At 39.6% G+C, this 19,162-nt stretch carries 19 protein-coding genes; 14 read left to right on the forward strand and 5 right to left on the reverse strand.

Annotation, left to right across the window (positions count from 1 at the left end; translation table 11 throughout):
- Window positions 1-548: 548 nt before the first annotated feature.
- Together ACM0OZ_RS43975 and ACM0OZ_RS43980 are read right to left on the reverse strand one after the other, a co-directional pair.
- Window positions 549-3,992 (reverse strand): hypothetical protein, encoded by a 3,444-nt coding sequence (locus ACM0OZ_RS43975; RefSeq protein ID WP_414589202.1) that lies wholly within the window; start codon window positions 3,990-3,992, stop codon window positions 549-551.
- A 69-nt stretch (window positions 3,993-4,061) separates the two neighbouring features.
- Window positions 4,062-4,700, reverse strand: coding sequence for a hypothetical protein (locus tag ACM0OZ_RS43980; protein WP_414589204.1), 639 nt, complete (start codon window positions 4,698-4,700; stop codon window positions 4,062-4,064).
- 189 nt (window positions 4,701-4,889) lie between these two features.
- Between ACM0OZ_RS43980 and ACM0OZ_RS43985 the strand changes: the two genes are divergently transcribed.
- Window positions 4,890-5,105, forward strand: coding sequence for a hypothetical protein (locus ACM0OZ_RS43985; protein ID WP_414589206.1), 216 nt, complete (start codon window positions 4,890-4,892; stop codon window positions 5,103-5,105).
- 15 nt (window positions 5,106-5,120) lie between these two features.
- Here ACM0OZ_RS43985 and ACM0OZ_RS43990 read toward each other — a convergent pair whose 3' ends face one another.
- The 3 genes from ACM0OZ_RS43990 to ACM0OZ_RS44000 form a co-directional block, all read right to left on the reverse strand.
- Window positions 5,121-5,441, reverse strand: a complete 321-nt coding sequence (locus ACM0OZ_RS43990; RefSeq protein WP_414589208.1) for a hypothetical protein — start codon at window positions 5,439-5,441, stop codon at window positions 5,121-5,123.
- Between the two features lie 515 nt (window positions 5,442-5,956).
- On the reverse strand, window positions 5,957-6,604 hold the full coding sequence (locus ACM0OZ_RS43995; RefSeq protein WP_414589209.1) for a hypothetical protein: 648 nt from the start codon (window positions 6,602-6,604) through the stop codon (window positions 5,957-5,959).
- A gap of 189 nt (window positions 6,605-6,793) precedes the next feature.
- A complete protein-coding gene (locus ACM0OZ_RS44000; RefSeq protein ID WP_414589211.1) occupies window positions 6,794-7,024 on the reverse strand; it encodes a hypothetical protein in 231 nt (76 codons plus the stop codon).
- 249 nt (window positions 7,025-7,273) lie between these two features.
- On the opposite strand from ACM0OZ_RS44000, the gene ACM0OZ_RS44005 reads away from it, so the two are divergent.
- The 13 genes from ACM0OZ_RS44005 (at window position 7,274) to ACM0OZ_RS44065 (ending at window position 18,624) form a co-directional block, all read left to right on the forward strand.
- The gene (locus ACM0OZ_RS44005) at window positions 7,274-7,531 is read left to right on the forward strand and encodes a hypothetical protein (RefSeq protein WP_414589212.1); all 258 of its coding nucleotides are present in this window, start codon (window positions 7,274-7,276) and stop codon (window positions 7,529-7,531) included.
- Window positions 7,525-7,995: a hypothetical protein gene (locus ACM0OZ_RS44010; RefSeq protein ID WP_414589213.1), complete on the forward strand. Its 471-nt coding sequence runs from the start codon at window positions 7,525-7,527 to the stop codon at window positions 7,993-7,995. Before ACM0OZ_RS44005 ends, ACM0OZ_RS44010 begins: the two co-directional genes overlap by 7 nt.
- Complete coding sequence (locus tag ACM0OZ_RS44015; protein ID WP_414589214.1) at window positions 7,995-8,198, forward strand: hypothetical protein; 204 nt, start codon at window positions 7,995-7,997, stop codon at window positions 8,196-8,198. Before ACM0OZ_RS44010 ends, ACM0OZ_RS44015 begins: the two co-directional genes overlap by 1 nt.
- A gap of 86 nt (window positions 8,199-8,284) precedes the next feature.
- Window positions 8,285-9,127, forward strand: a complete 843-nt coding sequence (locus ACM0OZ_RS44020; RefSeq protein WP_414589215.1) for a hypothetical protein — start codon at window positions 8,285-8,287, stop codon at window positions 9,125-9,127.
- A 67-nt stretch (window positions 9,128-9,194) separates the two neighbouring features.
- Window positions 9,195-11,468, forward strand: a complete 2,274-nt coding sequence (locus ACM0OZ_RS44025) for a transposase-like zinc-binding domain-containing protein (RefSeq protein WP_414589216.1) — start codon at window positions 9,195-9,197, stop codon at window positions 11,466-11,468.
- Window positions 11,469-11,823: 355 nt separating this feature from the next.
- Entirely contained in the window at window positions 11,824-12,999 is a 1,176-nt protein-coding gene (locus ACM0OZ_RS44030) for a hypothetical protein (protein WP_414589217.1), read from the forward strand.
- 85 nt (window positions 13,000-13,084) lie between these two features.
- Window positions 13,085-13,579, forward strand: coding sequence for a GIY-YIG nuclease family protein (locus ACM0OZ_RS44035; protein ID WP_414589219.1), 495 nt, complete (start codon window positions 13,085-13,087; stop codon window positions 13,577-13,579).
- Between the two features lie 4 nt (window positions 13,580-13,583).
- Window positions 13,584-13,778: a hypothetical protein gene (locus ACM0OZ_RS44040; RefSeq protein ID WP_414589220.1), complete on the forward strand. Its 195-nt coding sequence runs from the start codon at window positions 13,584-13,586 to the stop codon at window positions 13,776-13,778.
- A 211-nt stretch (window positions 13,779-13,989) separates the two neighbouring features.
- Complete coding sequence (locus tag ACM0OZ_RS44045) at window positions 13,990-15,444, forward strand: protelomerase family protein (protein WP_414589221.1); 1,455 nt, start codon at window positions 13,990-13,992, stop codon at window positions 15,442-15,444.
- On the forward strand, window positions 15,425-15,997 hold the full coding sequence (locus tag ACM0OZ_RS44050; RefSeq protein ID WP_414589222.1) for a hypothetical protein: 573 nt from the start codon (window positions 15,425-15,427) through the stop codon (window positions 15,995-15,997). The genes ACM0OZ_RS44045 and ACM0OZ_RS44050 overlap by 20 nt, the downstream gene beginning before the upstream one ends.
- A gap of 26 nt (window positions 15,998-16,023) precedes the next feature.
- Window positions 16,024-17,499, forward strand: a complete 1,476-nt coding sequence (locus ACM0OZ_RS44055) for a terminase large subunit domain-containing protein (protein ID WP_414589223.1) — start codon at window positions 16,024-16,026, stop codon at window positions 17,497-17,499.
- A 110-nt stretch (window positions 17,500-17,609) separates the two neighbouring features.
- Entirely contained in the window at window positions 17,610-18,077 is a 468-nt protein-coding gene (locus ACM0OZ_RS44060; protein WP_414589224.1) for a hypothetical protein, read from the forward strand.
- A 331-nt stretch (window positions 18,078-18,408) separates the two neighbouring features.
- Complete coding sequence (locus tag ACM0OZ_RS44065) at window positions 18,409-18,624, forward strand: hypothetical protein (RefSeq protein WP_414589225.1); 216 nt, start codon at window positions 18,409-18,411, stop codon at window positions 18,622-18,624.
- The last annotated feature ends 538 nt before the right edge of the window (window positions 18,625-19,162 follow it).

The raw sequence follows: 19,162 nt of genomic DNA on the forward strand, positions 1-19,162 counted from the left end.
GCCCCCACGTTCGCCACTACGACCCCACCAACCCGACCGACCCCGCCGCCACAGCCCCACGTTCACCACCGACCCGCCCCGCCACGTTCACCACCGACCCGCCCCGCCACGTTCACCACAGCCGCCACGTCCGACCACCACCCAGTGACCGACCCACCGCCACCGCCACGATAGACCCACCGCCACCGACCCCGCCACCGCCACCGCCACGATAGACCCACCGCCACAGCCCCGCCACCATTCGCAGCTATTTTCATTCGCATCATTAGCAGTGTCGTGCTGTTTTGCTTTTTTCCCTAACCCCTAGAGTAAGGGATTTTTGCGCCCGGTATTTTAAAAAATCCCTTAACCATGCGGTTTATAGTGCTGTCAAAAATGGGTAACTTTCCGCCAATTCACCGAAGGTTACCCATTTTCTACCCAGAAATAATTGAGACTATCTATCAATAAGATACGCTCTACTTGCGAATGACTTGCCCAAATCAAAAACCCCTCCACAATCGCCAGCACGGCATGGAAGGGGTCGTATGGGGTGATTGGTTCGAGGGTTAATCGGGTAGTCCTGAGTCGTTTAGCGCGTCTTTCAGCGTTTCATAGGCGGGTAGGCTTGGATGTGATAGAGAAATTTTTTTTCGTTTTTTACTGGCTCCTTTTTTATCTGATGTGTTTTGTGACCGTTTTTCACTTCTTTGTCTATGACGGTGAGGGTCTAGCTCATCGAATGGTGCTGTAATGCCGTCAGATATCATTTCATCGACTTTTTCAGCCATTGCTACGAAGTTGAGTGTGTCGTCATCGTTTAGAAAATATCCTTCTAGTGATTGTTTATCTTGCTCTTTTAATTTGCTGACAATTCCAAACCACATCATATATTGTTCATAGGTTTGGAAAGTGAATTGAGCTAAGCTAAACTCTTGCATTAAGACAGTGCGTAAAATACTATCGCCCGGTTCAATCCCTATTTGGTCGTATTTTCCGGCTAAGTTTTTGTAGTCTTTGATTTTTAAAATTCCTGATTTGATAGCGGGAACTTGACGTTTAATTGATTCTGGATTGTTTAACAATTGAGTCATAAAATCCTTAGCTGGATTATTTGCTTTACCATATCGCTCACTATCAAACAATGAGATTTCATCTTCTTCTGATATTGAGATATCTACACTTTCATGCAATTTACTAGTTTCATATCCTCTAGCTTTGATGTAAACACCACTATCATTAGCTAATAGATAATTCGCACTACCGTGGAAAGCCCCTGCATAGTAAACATCTTTAGTTTCAAAACTGAATTGACCTTTACGTGGTACAAACTTAGTTTGTAATTCTGCATTAACTTTGATGGCTTCTGTTTCTGAGTGCAACACATCTACTAATTTAAATTGTTCTTGCAAATGTTCCATTGCTTTGGTATTGATGTGTGTATTTTCATTACCTTTACCAATTGATTTTAATTCCTCATTTTCATTGATAAAAATTTCACCATCTTTCATTAAATATTCGATTTCAGCTAACGGTAAGCGTTTAAGGTTACGTTGTTTCAATTCACTCTTAGAGCGATGTTGATTCACGCTTTCACCATTGATGTTTTTATTTTTAGGAAATATCACTCCATTCAACTCAAAAGCACATCCATCTGTGACCGTCTGCCAGCCGTGTAAACCTTTTTCCATATACCAAGCTAGCGCTCTCGCTCTAGCGGTGATGTTATTGCCAACTACAGGGTTAGATGTAACAAAGTACTTACTAACCATGTCGCCATAGAGGGTGTTCACGCATAGTTTAAATAACACATCTAAAGGTGATTTTTTACCGTGTTCAATCTGTGCTTTTTTGCGTTCAATCAACAAATTGTTAATGATGAGGTCGCCCAAATTAATTTCAAACCACGCATGACAGTGACGCATTTTGCGGTCAATTCCAAGGTTTCCTGAATCGTCTCTAACTATCTCAGTAGTGTTTCGACCTTTCCAATTAGCGTGTTTTTCTTTCAGAATTTCTAACGCTCTAGGTGCGTCTGTCTCAGTGATTTTTTGCGACCGTGGGTAAATTGCACCTGCTAAAACTTGAACATTATCAAGTAGTTCATTACGTTGGCGAGGTGACGCAACTGCTAAAATCCATTGCAGTCCATCATGGGTTAAAACTGCATTCCATATCTCATTGTTGAAGATTTTTAGAGTGCCTGTTTCTTCATCAAAATCGACCCAATCAACATCCTGTAATTCACTATCCGCTTTCATCTTGCGGATTGTTTTGGCTAGGATATCGAGATTATCTTTGGTCGTAGTGAACCAGCTTGCAAAAAAGTCTTGAGTATATTTCAGTTTTTCTTTGGTACTCATTCGAGCATACCAAGCACCTGATATAAGCTCACCCCAGTTCTCTGGATTGTTCCATTCTTCGCGGTTGTTATTGTTAACAGCTTCGATTAATTTATCAATTTTGACTCCTAAATCTGTCAACCATTTACGTAATGAAACATATTCATTATTGGTGGCGGTAGCTTCATAATCAAAAATATATGGAACACCTATAAAATAATTTTGGTTGCGTTGACCCTCACCATAGCAAGAGGAAATATCGATATCGCAAATCAATGAAACATCATATTTACCTTTAATTTTACGACGTACAAATACATCAGTTGGGCGGTTGTTTCGGCAACGTCCACCCTCAACTTTAGCTAATAATGCTCTTGTCTGAGTTGAAAATTGACGCAGGTGTGAAGCACTAGCAGGTTTGATATATCGGTCAACTATTTCAGTTAATTCGTCCCGCCATTTAAGTTCGTTTCCTTCTTCATCTGTTGTTTGAATTCCCAACTTTTCAGCTAATGCAGCTTCAAATAAATCTTTAACTGTACCACCAATTGTTAGTTTTGGAACTTGATAGAAATCACCTAAATTAAGTTTTTCGTATACAATTTGCCATTGTTCATAGTAACAATTTAATGCTTCGTACACGTCTAAATCCCCTAGTGAGTATTCCTCAAATTCAATTGGGCGCTCGATAGCCATATCAAGCATTTTAGCTTTTTCATCTTTGGTGAAATTATCCTTGGCAGTTAATTTCCATCCTACTGCATCACAAAAAGCTTGATATGAGGCTACTCCATGAATTGCGCCTGTGTCTACCAGCTTTAAGCACAATTTATAATCGAAACCATTAATTGTGATGATGTGCTTGAGACTTACCCAATCCAGTTTCATTCCGTCAATGGTGGTTTGACAGAACGCTCGACGTCCAGAAGTAATCTGCTCATCACCAGTAGAGCGCTGTAGTTGTTTGACACGTTCTTTGACGGTTCCCTTACAAATCATGTTCAATTCAGCCGTTAGATAATGTCCGCCAAGGACGATGAAACATTTAGGTAGTGTTCTAAGTTCATCATCAAAACCTTGCCTTAAATCGACTTTTAGACCGCAATCACGGAGGTAATCAATGGGATGGAAATCACTATCGATCATTGGGTAAGGTTTTAATCCCATCATTTCTCGTCCACTGTTCACCAATGGAATATGAGTATAAATTTTCTTTGGTGCGTCAACATCTACGCCTTTAATCTGGGTGGTCAATCCAAAGCGTTTTTGTTGTTTGTACTTTTTGCGGTTTTGGTCGGTGAATTCAGTATCAATTACGTTATAAATTGTTATTGATTCGTTAGCTTTAACACTATTCGTCAGTTTTTCCCGGTCGATGTACCACTGATTATTAGGGATGGACGGACTGAATATTTTGTAATTGCATTTGATGATTGACTCTTCATTTTCATCATCCTCATCACCCTTATCATCAACTACGGGCGCGGTCGGATTTTCGCGTCTACGATAAATTTTTTCTATTGAATTTCTAGCACCGCCAAATTCATCTTCATCATCAATTACTGGTATTGGTGGAGTTTCACGTTTCCGAAAAATTTTGGCAACGCTATTAGTAGCACCGCCAAATTCATCATCGTCATCATTTATGGTATTATTGATATATGAAGACATTTTATTAACTCACTAAAAACGACAGTTAACACCTCCCTATTCAGAAACAGGGAGGTGAATTTTTATGGATTAAGCATCATCAGCCATGTCGATTTTAGGATTCTCAAATTCTTCATCACTGACATCAGAAGCAAGCATATCTCGCAGTTGCTCACCATTTTTGAGGAACGGTACAAGGGTCTTGTAATCGATATCCCACAGTCCAGGCGCGGGTACTCGCTCACCTGTTGTTTTGTTTTTACGGGTAGCCTCCATCAGATTAGCTTTAAAGACTAGTCCACATTTAGACCGGAAAAAATCAAAAATCTCCCGTGGGTTAGCAACTGTGCTTTTTATCCCATACTCATCATCTTCATCAACTACCTCAGCAGTTTTTTGGATTTCATAACCCATGATGGAGAGAATCTGACCTAGTTTGTTTTTTTCAGATAGGCGATAATCACAGGTAATTGCTAAGTTCTGGGGTGATTCATGTGTTTCATCAAGACAGCTAAAAGTAATCCTCATTACAGGTTTTTCATTTCCGTTTACTGTGATTGTTGAGTGTTCTATTCCACAGAAAGTTAGCCGTGCTTTACTATCTTTAGGAGAGAATAAAGGTGAGAAACTTACTATTAATTGAGATTCAGAAACTTCATTCTTGCTATTTTTGTACTGTGCTTTGGTATTACGGACTTTGGAAGTAGCTTTTTTCTTAGCTGATGGCATGATAAAGATATCCTTGAAATACTTGAATTGTTGAATTGTTGAATGGCGCACCTCACGGTCGTCATTTTTTTGTCAGAAGTCATTACCTATGTATGTCTGATTTTCAGACCTCCTTAACTATAGCGTTCTGTTTGAAATTCGACAACCCCTATATAATGGGAATATAGAGATTTAATTATGTGAGTACTTATGCCTAAGCCTAAAGGTGTTAATCCTGTTTCTTTGGAGAATCTACAACCCGGTAGTGAACCACGACATGGCGAACCAAAACGACCCCGCAATGTCTCTGTGACTGATACGGGATGGAGATGTCTCAAACAGCAAGCCCAATCGCGTGGGTTAAGTCTGGCTGAATTTCTTGAACTGATTGGTCGAGGTCAGCTTAAAGTACAAGACCCTGCTTAATCTTTTGTCTCGACACTAACTAACACCCCGTTCATTGGACACGGGGTTCAATTTTGCTTCTATTGCAGTGATCACAATTTCTTCAGCATTGGTAGGGGTACGAAGTATTACAGCTTTTAGAAATTGCCGTTCCCACTCTTCCAAGGTAGGATTTTGCAAAATTTTAGAAATAGATACTTCAAGTATTTTTGCTTTCGGAATCCACTTTAAAAAAGTCTTGCAATCGGCGCAAACTAATCGAGAGTGATATTTGTTATTTGTAACTTCTGGCAATTCTGCTAAATTTGTAGAACCGCACTGACGACAAAAATCTACAAAAAGTGTATCATTAGGCATAGAAAAGTACCGCTACATAGCGGTTTCGTATTAGAAAATGAACGCCTATACCCGTAGGCGTTTTGTTTTTGTTACTTTTTGGGTTTATTGAAATAACTATTTAAAGCACAATTCACGATACTTGAATTTGAGGTATTGCTTTCTTGCGCCATTTTTCTTATCTGAGAATCTAAATATGGATCGATGCGATAGCTTCGGATTTTTTTGTTCACCTATTCCTCCAGATATTAATGGTGAATCAAAGTATTACCTATTTAAAAATATTCTATTTCTTCTTTTTTAAATACGCAAGCTTTTATTGATTTTTAGATGTTTGCATTTTGATTTTATTAGTTCACTAGAGATGTTTGCATTTTATTTTTAGTTATTTTGATAGCTCACCAGAGATGTTTACATTTTACTCTCAAGTATTTTGGTAGCTCACCAGAGATGTTTACATTATGGTTTTTGTAGTCTCCAGAGATGTTTACATTTTGGTTTTTGTCTTCTCTAGAGATGTTTACATTTTGGTTTTATTATTTTTGCAGTTCCCAGAGATGTTTATATTTTTGTGTGAGCCGCAAACCAAGTTCTGTGAATTGTACATATTCTTTTCGCTTTTTTCTCTTTTCACGAATAATTAATTTACGTTTAACTAGAGATGTTAATGTTTTATGCAATTTAGAGCGCTCTGCACTTCTTAATACTCGATTATTTTTGGAAAACCATTTTGTAGAATTCCACACTACAAGTACGGATTTATTATTACTATATTTAAGCAATTTTAATAAAATTTCTTTTTGTAATTTGCCAAGTTTATGCGTGTGGTGAGATAACTCTTGCTCTGTTTCTTTATTTTCTTTACAGACATTATCTGAGTTGTTTTTTGTAGAAAATGGAAAGTCTGCTTTAGTAAGCTCCTTACTTTTTTTAATAGTTTCGGAAATTTTATAAAAATTGCTTGAATCAGTTAAAAATTTTTGAGCTAATTCTTCGTATGGACGAAGATAATTCTTAGTATTTTCTAGTAATTGAGATAATTGTTCAGATGAAGGAAGTTTAGATGAAGGAAGATCCTTTTTAGATCTTTCTAGTAATTGAGATAATTCTTTAGATGAAGGAAGAACTTTTTTAGTTTGCTGTAGTAGTTGAGATAATTCTTCTGATGTAATATGAAAATTCATATACAATAGGGTTAGTATTTTGATGATTAACCCGCTGTTTACGCAGTGGGTTTTTAACTGTAATACAATTACAGTGATGAAATGTATTGAATATCATCTACCAAAAAGTAGATAACCAGAATTTTAGGGAAGACCGTTTTCTCTTCTAACGGAAGACAAGGGGAGAGTGTTAAGCTTTGGTCGGATGTATTAATCATTTTTATTCTCTTTATCTGTTTTAGACCTATCACCACCTCTAGTTTCACCTAACAATTCAAAATCACTAGGCAGTAACTTTTGACTTTTACCATATTCTAAAAAGTGTTTTTCTATGTATTTATTCATAGAAGTGTTATCAGCTTTAGCAAGTTTTGCTAACATTTCTAAAATTCCTTCATCTATTCTTAGCGCTACTTGACGACGTTTGCGGTTGTTAACCATTATCAATAGACATTTCACTTTTCTACCCTCACTATACCTGTTGTGATGCGTTTGCTATCAGTATAAGTTGTTTTCTTATCAAAACCATACCATTTGATATCATCTTTCCTGATCTATATGTCTGACACCTATAATCAAAGGTCATAGCAAATGGGTTGCGTTTGCTATCAAATGTGATTTATAACTGTAAATGTGAGAGGTAAATCCTTCACACCTCAACCAAAACTTGAGAATCATGGGGATTTAATAATGTTTACTTCTTTGCAACTTCAATACCTTTGCGCTGTACAAGCCCTGGAGGACTGGACTCCTGACTACTTCCCTATAGCGGTCGGGGAATTCTGGAATACTGATTTTACCCCTTCTCTGGAACATATCGAATATCGCAAATTGCAACAAGTCTTAGCTCGTGCAACCAATGAGGATCTCTGGAACTTGCAAAGAGCGCTCGACCATCTCAATTTACTTTCACCCCAAATGTTCACTCAGGAGCCCGACGAATGCTGACTCACAACCAAATCGAAAAACTCGAAATTATGCAACACTGGCTCAAAGAAATTATTGATTCCGAAGAGTTTGAGGAATTTGACCTTTATCCAGATGTCACTCTTGCTGATGCACACCAAGCGGTGCAAGAAATTTTGACCAATTACTATCCTCCTGGTTACAGACCGCCTAAACCGACCAAGTACCTTTACAAACCACGACCTTGGCATGAAAAAGTGAAAGACCGTGTGTTTGTTACTCTGGGTGATATTTCTGGAGCGCTGGTCGTTACAGCCATGCTTAGCGCTTGCACCTCTCTAGTTTGTTGGGGAATTTCGGATGCTAAAAAAGCATTCGGTCACGAGCAACAACCTGATTTTGCAGCACAATCAGAACTCTATCGAGGTGTGGCGATCGCATCAATTGGACTAGCACTGGGATGCGGTGTGGTGGGTAGCGTACTTGCTAATAAAGGAGACAACTAATGATTGACCTTAACGACCAGCAAACACTCAAAAACCAACTGGTACTGTTGACCGACGCATACATCAAGCTTTCTGAAAACCCTGTTTGGCTCAAATTTGCAGAACAACACCCAGACCTAGAAGAACTCCGTCAAGATGCAGTTGAAGCTTCGGACAATCTTTGGTGGAAATTTCGTACGAAATGTAGCGATTTTAATTCTTAAAGTGAACGACCCCAAAGTATATCAGCGCTAAGGGGTCACCACTCAGTTCCGTAAAAACCATAACGAAACTATAGGTACATTATTCCATGGCTACAAGAAAAACTGGAACCGTAACAGGTGCAAATTTAGAGAAATCTAATCGTGGTAAAAAAGGTTCCCTGACGGGTAGCCGAAGAGTAACGGGTGAAACTACCCCACCAGCAGTAGAGGCTGCACCACAACCATCCGAGCAACTAATCACTAGTTTGGGTGTTCCTACTCCTCCGAGCATTGGTGAAAAATTGAAAGGACTGGCTGAAGGCACGGCTACTGCAATTGAGAAAGGTGCTGCTACAGTCAATGCTTTTCAAGGTTATATGTCGCGTGTTGGGCAAACGATTCAAAGTACCGACGGCGATTGGAATCCTGCAAGCGTTACCGATGGGAAGCTAAACAGTTCTGAAATTTTGAAACACGCGAACGCTGAAATAGACCCTAATGTAGAGCAATTAGATAGCGCTACGGCTACGCAACGAAACATCATTATTAACCGTCAAAGAAATTTTGTTGGAGTTTGCATCAATAATGTCAAGCTCAAACAAGACTTAGCAACGCTTGACAACGAGCAAAAACGATTAATTGGGATGCTTGTTGATGGGAAGACTCTAGACGTCAATAACCAGACAAAAGCTGTTACCTATCACCGTTCCATAACTGCTCGTGAAACCGAGCTATCCCGACTTGAGCAAGACCGCGAACTGTTGACACAGCAACAACTTCGCACTGAAGGCAGTCAAGCCCAAACACCTCTAATTGCGCAACAAGAGCAACTGAAAGTCCAAAAACTCCGAGAAGAAATTGAGCGTCAAGGCTTTGAAATTCAGAATATTACCTATGAAAAAGAAAAACTGAAAGCCGAAACAGAAGCTAAGTTTACTGCTGGTTTCTAATCAAAAAACTAGGAGGTATTTGATATATCTCCTAGTTCTCATTAACTTTGTGCTAAGGAATTCTATCATGTTTAAACAAGTATATTTTGGGTTACTCATTTCTTCATCTTTATTAGGTACTGTAGGCTTAATTCAATCGCAGCACACCAGTGGATGGACTCAAAAAATTGCACTTACTTTGGGCATTGGTGGTGCTGCAACAGCTTTAACCTCTCTCGGATTAGGGATTGCGTACGACGGTAAAAACAACGCTGTAGAACGCGATTATGAGCGCAAGCTGGAAGAAAATACGCGAGTCAAAGACAGAGAAGCTAGTAACCTCAAACTTGAGATTAATGAACTGAAAAGCCAGATTAAGGTACTCGAAATCGATAAAAACACCTACGCTAAGCAGATATTGGAACTGCAAGAAAAGCTTAACGATAAAGCAGAACAGTATCTGAAAGTAGTAGCTGAAAAAGACCTACAAATCAAGACTCTGCAAGCTAGTGTAGACGCTAAAGACACACGCGTTGAAGACTTTTTAGAAGATTGTAGAGAATACGTCAGCAACTTTTTCTCTTTGAGATATAACGATATTCACAACCTTCAAAAACTTCTAGAAAATGCTTATGACAATCCCGACGTAAGTCAGGAAGCGCGTAAGAGTTTTGAAACTCGAATCAATGATATCAAGAAGCTTAAGGCTGAACTGACCGAAGAATTGAAAGTTATCAAAGAGCTTGATATCACTGACTTTGGTGTTATTCTTGACCACATTTTTACCTTTGATAATAAATTCCTCAACGTCAAAACTCGCTGGAAAGATGTTCGGTCACGTGAAATCAAATCTGAAAGTAAGGAATTACGGAAATCACTTGATAATTCAATGCCTAAAGACGTTGCGGTTGAACGCTTTAGAGCAGGTATGGATGAGATTGACGCCAAAATTACCGAGCGATACGAAACGCTATTACTTAATAACAATTCCATCCATGCTCAATTACTGGACTTGCTCGAACAACGCAACCTTGTTATTGATGATTTGACCAAACAAATTGAAGAACTCCAAAAACCATTACAGGCTGTTGGTACTTCGTCTTATGCGATAACTGCCAATAAAGTATCGGGCTATTACTACAACAACTATGGTTACAAGCTTGACTTTATCCAATGGACTGAGACTGACACAGGGTACACAATCACATTTGCGACTCGTAAGAACCCAGGACTCACCGATGATGAGTTATTGCCAGACAACACACAAGAGCAACTAGCGGCTCTTACAGGGTCGTTAGTAGGTACATTACCTAAGTTTGAATACAACTATCAAAACTGCTCTGTAACCCTTGTAGTGACTCTTAGAAAACCAATCAAGAAAGATAGCAACAAAGACGATATCGATAAGCTTTGGGTACCAATCAGTAAATTTGAAAGCTATGTCAAGAACTGGGAGCGAATCAGAATCACTGCTGGCAGTACTGGAGGTAAGTCACCCACAGCTAAGAATCTCGCGCTAGCAATCATGAAGCAACGCAAGGGACAAAGTGAAATTAAGCTTTATGACCCACAGCATGGATCTAAAAAAGATTATTGGGATATGCCCAAAGCTGGTACGAGCCATGAGGATAACGTAACGGGCATGGCTGAACTGTGCGATGAACTAGACCGTAGAACAAAGACTTCTGGTAATCACCCGTTCATCCTCTACATTTTTGATGAGGTGGACTCAACCATTGCTCAAGAACGAGAGAATAACGGTTACTACTACTTCAGAGACAAAGTGACCTACTCTCTCAAGCAGGCATCCCACCAGAATATAGGCGCTATCTACATCGGACAAGCTTGCGACGCTTCCACAATACCAGGTATGTCCTGGAGCGATTGGAACAACGCGGTGCAACTTCACATCGGGGCGAACGCTGGTATATGGTTGGACAAGGCTAAGACAATTACGGGAGACGATAAAACCAAGCTGCTTGAGCAATATCGCAGGATTCAAGAGTTTTGCGATCGCAAGAATGAGGAACTGGGTTTAGACATTTTCACCGACCCTGGCGCGTACCGTTTTGCCCTTGCCGTACCACTAACCGGACTTCCGAAGTTTATTCAACTTCCAGACTTTGATGCCTATGATTACTGGCAAATAATGGAGGACGCATCTGAGTCAGAGTCTGAAGTTAAGACCATCCAATCACCGCCACTTGTTGAAGCTGTGACGACGGTCTTGTGTCCCCACTGCGGCTCTAATGACTGGAAGCGCAACGGTAAAGATAAGGCTACTAAGTCCATCCAACGCTACAAATGTAATGATTGTGGAAAAGAATTCACCGAATTAGACGTATTTTCTAACAGTAATTAGTAAAAGATAGAATTCCTGCTGTATCCGGCTGTTGTCCGGTTAGCCGGATTATCAGCCGGACGCAATGGCTGAAACCCTTGATTTTACGTGTCCGGCTAGCCGGGAATTTTTCCCTATAGGGGGGGGGTAGCCGGATTAGCCGGATTAGCCGGACTGAAGATGACTTTCTATTAGTTGAATTGGAAATAGTCTAAAACAGAGTATCTACAAAAAGTTTAATTACTGTTAATAATTGACTCTTTTTCTTTTAACACTTCAATCGCAATAGAAGAATGTCAATCTCAACTAAACCACTTTTACCGATGAGAGTGCGTCACTAGACCGACAGAGTAACATTCAACACTAGTACAAAAACATGAAAATTGAAATTCGTAGCAATGGACGCGTCAAGGGAGATACAAAAATGATTACAAAGCCTGAAACTATCAAGGAAGTACTTGCTGAAGTGCCAGAAGTACCTAAGAAACGCCATAGTCAGAACAACAAAGCTATCGACTTCCGACTTGATATCGACGCGGGAGCCAAGCGGGTAAAATGTAGACTCAACGGTGTTTTTAAATCTTTCAATGCTGAAGCCAAAGAAATCAAAGGGGAAGTACCACTACGCAATGATGGATGTTTTGGCTATCGCAAGAAAAACTATGTTGTGGGCAATGCCATCGACCGGGTGAACGGATATCTCATTGTGTCCAGTCAGGATAACAAGCTGACTCACTTAGATGTATGGATTTTAGGAGCTATCACCCACTACCGCAAGCAGCTAAAGAATGCTGTAGAAGGCAGGCGACGTAAGACCCAACCAGTACAGATTAACCTTTGGCTTAAGGTCATCACATTGTCTACCCCACAGCGCAAGGAACTAGATAAGATGCTTAAGCAGATTGCAGAGTTCACATGGGAAGACATTGAGTTCAAGGTGACGGTCAAACACTGCGAGTTTATTGATGAGGGTGAGGGCGCTGCCTTGGAAGTGGTGAACCTTTACCAACACGAGCGATTCAGCTTATTGGATCTAGGTGGAGGAACAGTCACTTTTTCTTCTTATGAATGGGATGGTGATGAACTATCGACTATCGCTAGAACTCCCGTGTCTGGTGGAGGTATGAACACTATCATCAATCGCATCTTCAAAAGCCTTACCCGTACAGACAGAGGAGCAATTCAAGCTGAAAATTCAGACATCCAAGAAGCTTTGGAACTCTCAGCGCTTAATGAGGTCGGTCAGTGGCGCGTACCACTAAGAAGTAACGGGAAGGTCAAGGATATCGCGTCTGAGGTTGATGGGGCTATGTCTGAGTGGGTCGGGGGTAACTACGCGATCCAAAAGCTATTTGATACCATCTCTCAACGCTTGGCTAAAGGAGAGTGCTTGTATTGTACTGGCGGTGGTTTTGCAATTGGCGTGGTAGCTGATTGGATTCTCAGGTATCTCAAGAATGAGATTGATAATGCCAATATCACCATTTTAGAAAACCCGCAAGATGTGAATTTAGCCGGATTAAAGTGGGTAGAAACTGATACCCAAACCTAAAAACAAGGACACTGGGTAGTTTGTCGGCTCCCAGCGTCCTTAATCTCGTAAAAATTCCGTAAACTCTACAAGGAATCTCTGCATTATGGCACACTACAATCAAAATCAATGGGTGGAGCGCGATGATAACCAACCTGGATTCATCTACCTTATACTTGCTGAAGGCTACCACGGGTGGGTTCCTGGATGTGTTCTTAAAAGGGTGAAAATAGGGTTAAGTCGTAATCCAGAAGCCAGACTTGATACTTTTCATAGTAACCAACCACCCTGCAATCTTCGGATTCTTCGCACCATCTACGTTGAAAACATGGGTGAAGTTGAGCAGCGATTGCATCAAGTTTTCAAGAACTCGAACGTCAAACTCAAAAAATCTCGTGAATTCTTTGACCTCATGCCGTGGCAGATGGCTCAAGTACATTGGTTGATGAGCCAACATGAGGTGAAGGTGTGGAGTTATGCTGATATTCCTAAACGAGCGCTTGTAGGTGGATTAATAGCGTCGCTAGGGGTGGGGGTGATGATTGGTCACATAGCGCGACCGGACGCGCCGCAAGTACAGCCTGCTACTACAAGGAATTGAAACTATGAAACTTATTGAAATTAAAGAACTTGCCAGCTACTACGGCTACGACTATACAGAACTTACGGGTAAGGCTGGTTACGAAACTCGAAAACGAAAGACATATGCTTTGAGGGATAGGAGAGACGGGTCTATAGCTTGCGCGTATGCCACAACCACGCAAATTAAGGATTTCTTACTGGCTTTGAATCACGACTAAGCATACATCGGGAAACTCACATTACCCGATACTACAAACCCGCTAATGCTTACTAGATAGGCGTTAGCGGGTTTTTTCTTTTGGATTACTTATCAAAACTAATGTTCTCGAAAGTAATTTACGAAATCTTCATATTTATATCTCAATACCCTGTTGACGCATACCTTATGACTGAGCTATATTTAAAGAGTCCAAACAACCAATCAAAGAAATGACACGTACTCGCAGCATTATTAATTGGCAAAAAGTAGTAACACCCGTCGTAGCAGAAATAGTTGAATTGAAGACTAAAGAAGAGATACACAACAGTGTTCTTAAGTTTGCAGAATCACTGACAATTTATAGCGAAACAAGCTACAAAAAAGGGTTGAAAATACTTAGAGAAACACTCCGAGAAACTGTAAAAAGCTATCCAGAAGAACTAAGTGATGGTCATAAGAAGCATTCTAATTATGCAGGTGTGACTTATACTTATGAGTTTGAAAGAAAATACAGTGCTATTAAGCCACATACATCTAAAGAAGTGAAAACATTTGATGCAACGTCTACTTTAAATCAAGCTAAGGAATTGCTGAATAGTAATGATTGGATTGATATCGGTTTTGCAATAGCACTTCTTACAGGTAGAAGAATGGCTGAAGTGTTCATAAAAACAGATTTTCAAGCGGATGATTACAACACCTTAATCATCAAAAATATTGCTAAATCGAGTACTAAAAGTAGATATCGTATTCCTTGTTTAGCAAATTCTGATGACATTGAAGAGGCTGTAATTAAGTGTCGTGAACTTAAACCCATGCCAGCAGTCATAAAAGCTTATGAGGAAACAGAGGGTGATGAGGAGGAAAAACTTAAAGCAGCTATGAATCAATTTAATAGCTCCTATCAAAAACAAGTTAATGAACGTATTAAAAAACTTGGATATGAAAGTTTCCATGAGTCGCGCCATTTTTACGGCTCTTTAATGTATCGTATGTACGAAAAACTGCATGGTGAGGGCGATGGCTTATTATTTGCACAACGATGTTTGATTCACACTTCTAAGGATGAAACAGATGGTTATAAAAGGATTGACTTTTCTTCGCTGCCAGAGCTACCTAAAGAGATATTCGATCTAAATAAAATCAATGAAATCATCGAAATGAAAGCGGATGAAAAATACGTTGATTTGAACTTAACCAAGCTGACTGAACAAATAGGAATGGTAGGAGCTAACAAATTAACTCAGTTGATGGCTAATAACGACCTAGAAACAGCCTTAGCCATCTTAATTAAAAAAGGATTGATGGTTATGGATCGAAACGAAAATACCGAAGTCAAGCGAGTTGAGAAATCAGATATTTTTATTAGACTTATCGATGCCTGTATTGAATATAATTTCAACCAAAAATCGAGCGATACACCTGTCTATATAGCTATTACTGCTAGCTTTATAGGGTTACTTCACAAATACATCTTGAATGACCAAGCGTTTGTACCATCAATTAACAAAGCATTGACTTTTAGAACTCCAGAAATTGCTGATTGCTATAAAAGACTCCCAGATATTGAAAAATTACCCAGACGTTTAGGACAGCTTTCTAACTTGCATCTAAGAGAGAAAACTAAAATGAAAGAGGTAATGGAGGCTGTGAAATTCTTCTACGATGAATTCTCAAAGATGTAACTGCAAAATATGTCGAAATAGTTTAGCCGAATTCACTAACGGATTAGCCGAAAGTGGACTCGGCTTTTCTGCTATTAAAAAACGATTAAAGGATCACTATAATTTCGAGACTACAGAAACTGTTATTAAAAGACACTTACAGTCGTTTGATTTGATTAGGAGTGAACAAGAAACGACTGCAATAGAAATAGACGATTTCGAGTATCCAACATTCGCACTTGACGATATAGGGTTACAACTTCAGCAATATGACTTTGACCCTAAGAATCCTTTAAGCATTATTCAATATCTCCAGAAATGCCACTTAGGTATTTATTTAAAACAATTAGCAATCGTTTATCAAAAAGTGTCGGAATATGAGCAAGGACTTAGAGGACTGCCGCCAACAACAGAAATTAACGATTTGAAAAAGTTGTTTGAATTATTGGACTCGATAACAGGTATCTCTGTATTTAGTAATCAACAAGCAGCTATCCAAAAAGTACAAAATATGGGTTATTCGATAGAACAATATAATTTAATAACTTCTCAGGATATGCGGGAGGAAAACTAGAGTGTTGTACAACACCTTTGATATCGATGTTCTTTGAAATTAGAGCCACCCCAAAACAGCAAAACAAATTTCTGAAGAAAACTCAGACGTTAAAGCAAGTGCCTGCTAGTTGGGAGGATTTTGTTCGCCTTACTCAAATTAGGTCAGGCGGTCGGATGGTTCAGTTCGTCCCGTTCGCCTATCAGAAAATCCTTACTCGACTGATGGACGAATACGCAAATATAGTCATAGTAAAAAGCCGTCAATTAGGGATTACTCAAACTGCTGCGTCGAAATTTCTCCATAAAGCTTCTTTAAATCCTGCATATAGCTCGATGTGCTTTATGAGAAATGAGGAGGATGCTGGAGCGCTTAGCCGTCGTACTAGGCAGATGGTAAATTGCTTAGAGGAATACATCAAACCCGATAGCGACAATGTAGGATTCCTAAAAATCAGAGGGCAAGGCGAAATTTATTTCAAGAACTCCAGCACAGAGGGTAGTCGTAGCTATGATTCGGTACAAGACTTTTTATTTGACGAATGTGCTTTTAGTCGCAATATAGGTCAGATATATGCTGCATCAAGCCCTAGTACCGCTTTATCGGGGGACAACATCACTAAGCTAATCGTTAGTACTCCATCGGCTAAGAGCGGCTGGTACTGGGATAAATTAAACGAAAATAATGACGGACGCGACATAGAGCAGTTGTGCATTGATGTTGCTGAACAAAAAATTTATACAGAACTACCAGGGCTGTATTGGTTTGTCGATAAAGCAGGCACGGTCAAAATGATTATCCATTGGCGGTGTCATGAGATTTTTGGTCAACGAAATGACTATCTAGAATATCGCCAGCAACAAGACGGCACGGACTGGGAGACAATCTTAAGGGAATATGACCTCAGATTTATAGATTCATCAGTCGCCGTGTTCACATCATCTCTGGTACATCTCGGCGCAATCGGAGAATACGAATCAGACGTTGATCCAGATGCAGATTATTATCTTGGAATCGACACGGCAACCACAGGTAATGATTTTCTATGCGTACCTGTACTGAAATTCAAAGCGGGTAAATATTCGCTCGTATTTTTGTATAGAAAAAACCATGAGACTAATCAAGTTCATCTCTACAAAATCGGAGAATTGATCAGAAGGTATAGACCTAAAAGTATAGGAATTGAAGTGAACGGCGCGGGACAAGTTTACTTTGAACAATTAGTTGAAGAGTTCCCTGCATACAACATTGAGGCAATACGGACGACAGGTGATAGTAAACCAGTGCTAATTTATCAGTTAGTACTCGCTTTAGAAAAGGAAATTTTAGATTATCCTGCAAAAAGTCCTGTGGTAAATGAACTTTTAAGCTTTCGACGTGACGGACATAAACTACAGGCTGCTGAGGGAAAAAACGATGATACTGTGATGGGTTTGGCATTCGCTCTTAACGTGTCACCCTTCAAATTTGAAAGACAGAACCATTTCGACTGGGAAAAAATACAGTCACTGGGCGAAAATTGAGAGTGTTGTATAACACGCTCAAAATGAAGATTGCTATTTATTCAACAGTGCCAACTAACGTAGTATCCTTTGTAATGAAAGCAGATTACTGTAGTTGCATTCATTACTTTATGGCTGGCGAAAAAATTAATATTGTCAAATGTTGGTCAAATAAGGAACCAAGTAATGCGGATATTGTTGCTCTTATTGGGCTGTTGATTAAGCATAAAATCAGATATCTATTTGCGAATAGGTCTGCAGAATTAGTGGTAAAAACACCTCGCTTTACTGAAATAGAATTCATTAATATCCCTGATACGCACATTGAAAGTGCTTATGTGCTTATATCGAAGCTAATATCAGACGGCAATCTTGCCATAGCAGATGAGTATAAAATACTAGTCATTGAAGAATTAAGGTTATTCAACTTAAAACAATTTAAAGAAGACAGGGAACGATATCCAATTGTAGAGGCGTTGATGCAAGGACTAATTTGTGCCGAATTTCAACATCCTCCAGATTGGTCTGTGTTAAATCAATACTCAGATGATGATTTGAACTATCAATCAAATATGCTGACACGTCATTTGTTTGGATAAAACCCATCCATCATGCCTGCTCTGCAATAGTACTTTTGTATTAGCTATGTAAATATTAGCTATTAAGTATTTATGCTTATCAAACTGCGTATTTATCAAACTCTTGAACACGGTTTTGACCTGTTTTTGAAGCTACTTAATGACGCTATTCTCAATTATTTTTGCTCCAAAATGCTCCAAAATGTCAGATTCTGGGGGAGTTTGGTGCAAAATGAATGGCTTAACCACAGTATTTTCAGCCATTTTTGACGTGTAAATGCGCTATCGGGGGGTAGGGGGGGTACACGTCAACGTGAAAAAAACGGATTGACACTATTCTCAATAAGCTTGAATGACATCTTTTGTGAGCGTTGGCGAACAGTCCAACGCGATGAGAAATCCTCCCTATCTAAAATCAACGAGTACGGGTATCTACAGCGAGCCTTGGCGAGCGAGTCAAGAAGTGATGATGGATTTATCGTCAGAGACAAACCATCGTGTACAGGGTGATTTAGACCCTATCCTCAAACGAAACCAATTTATTAAATCAATTGACAATAACCTTTGATGCGATCGCATGAAGTCCAGCGACGATAAAATCAGCCCTTCTACAATTGCCGTGAGGGTGCCTTAAATTAACGAGCTATGCATTTGTACCTTTAGAAAATAGTCCAGCGACGGACCAATGTGACCGCAACTAGAGAAAACGAGAAGGTGCGCTTGCGAATCAGGTTCAAGTTGGACGATTGTCATAGCACGATTAAGGAGACTTAACGCACAAATTTATGATACCTTATGCTCGCATCAAGTATTAATTAAGCGTGTTGTACAACACAAAAGCACACCTTATCAGAAACTCTTATATATTGGATTTTTCTATGGTCTAACGGCACATATGTTTGCAGATTTGATGGTTTTAACATGGTTGCGTAGACGAGATTTGATACTTGCAATGCTGAAACCCTTACACAGCAAGACTTTCAGATACTTGCGCAGAGATAGCTCAACTTTCACATACCTAATGCAGACATAAGTTATGTGAACATAGTCTATGCAGACATGTCTTATATAAGCAAAACTTATACCTGATGTTAACCCTAAAACCA

This window comes from Scytonema sp. PCC 10023, from assembly GCF_963920835.1.
Taxonomy (GTDB): Bacteria; Cyanobacteriota; Cyanobacteriia; order Cyanobacteriales; family Nostocaceae; genus Kalymmatonema.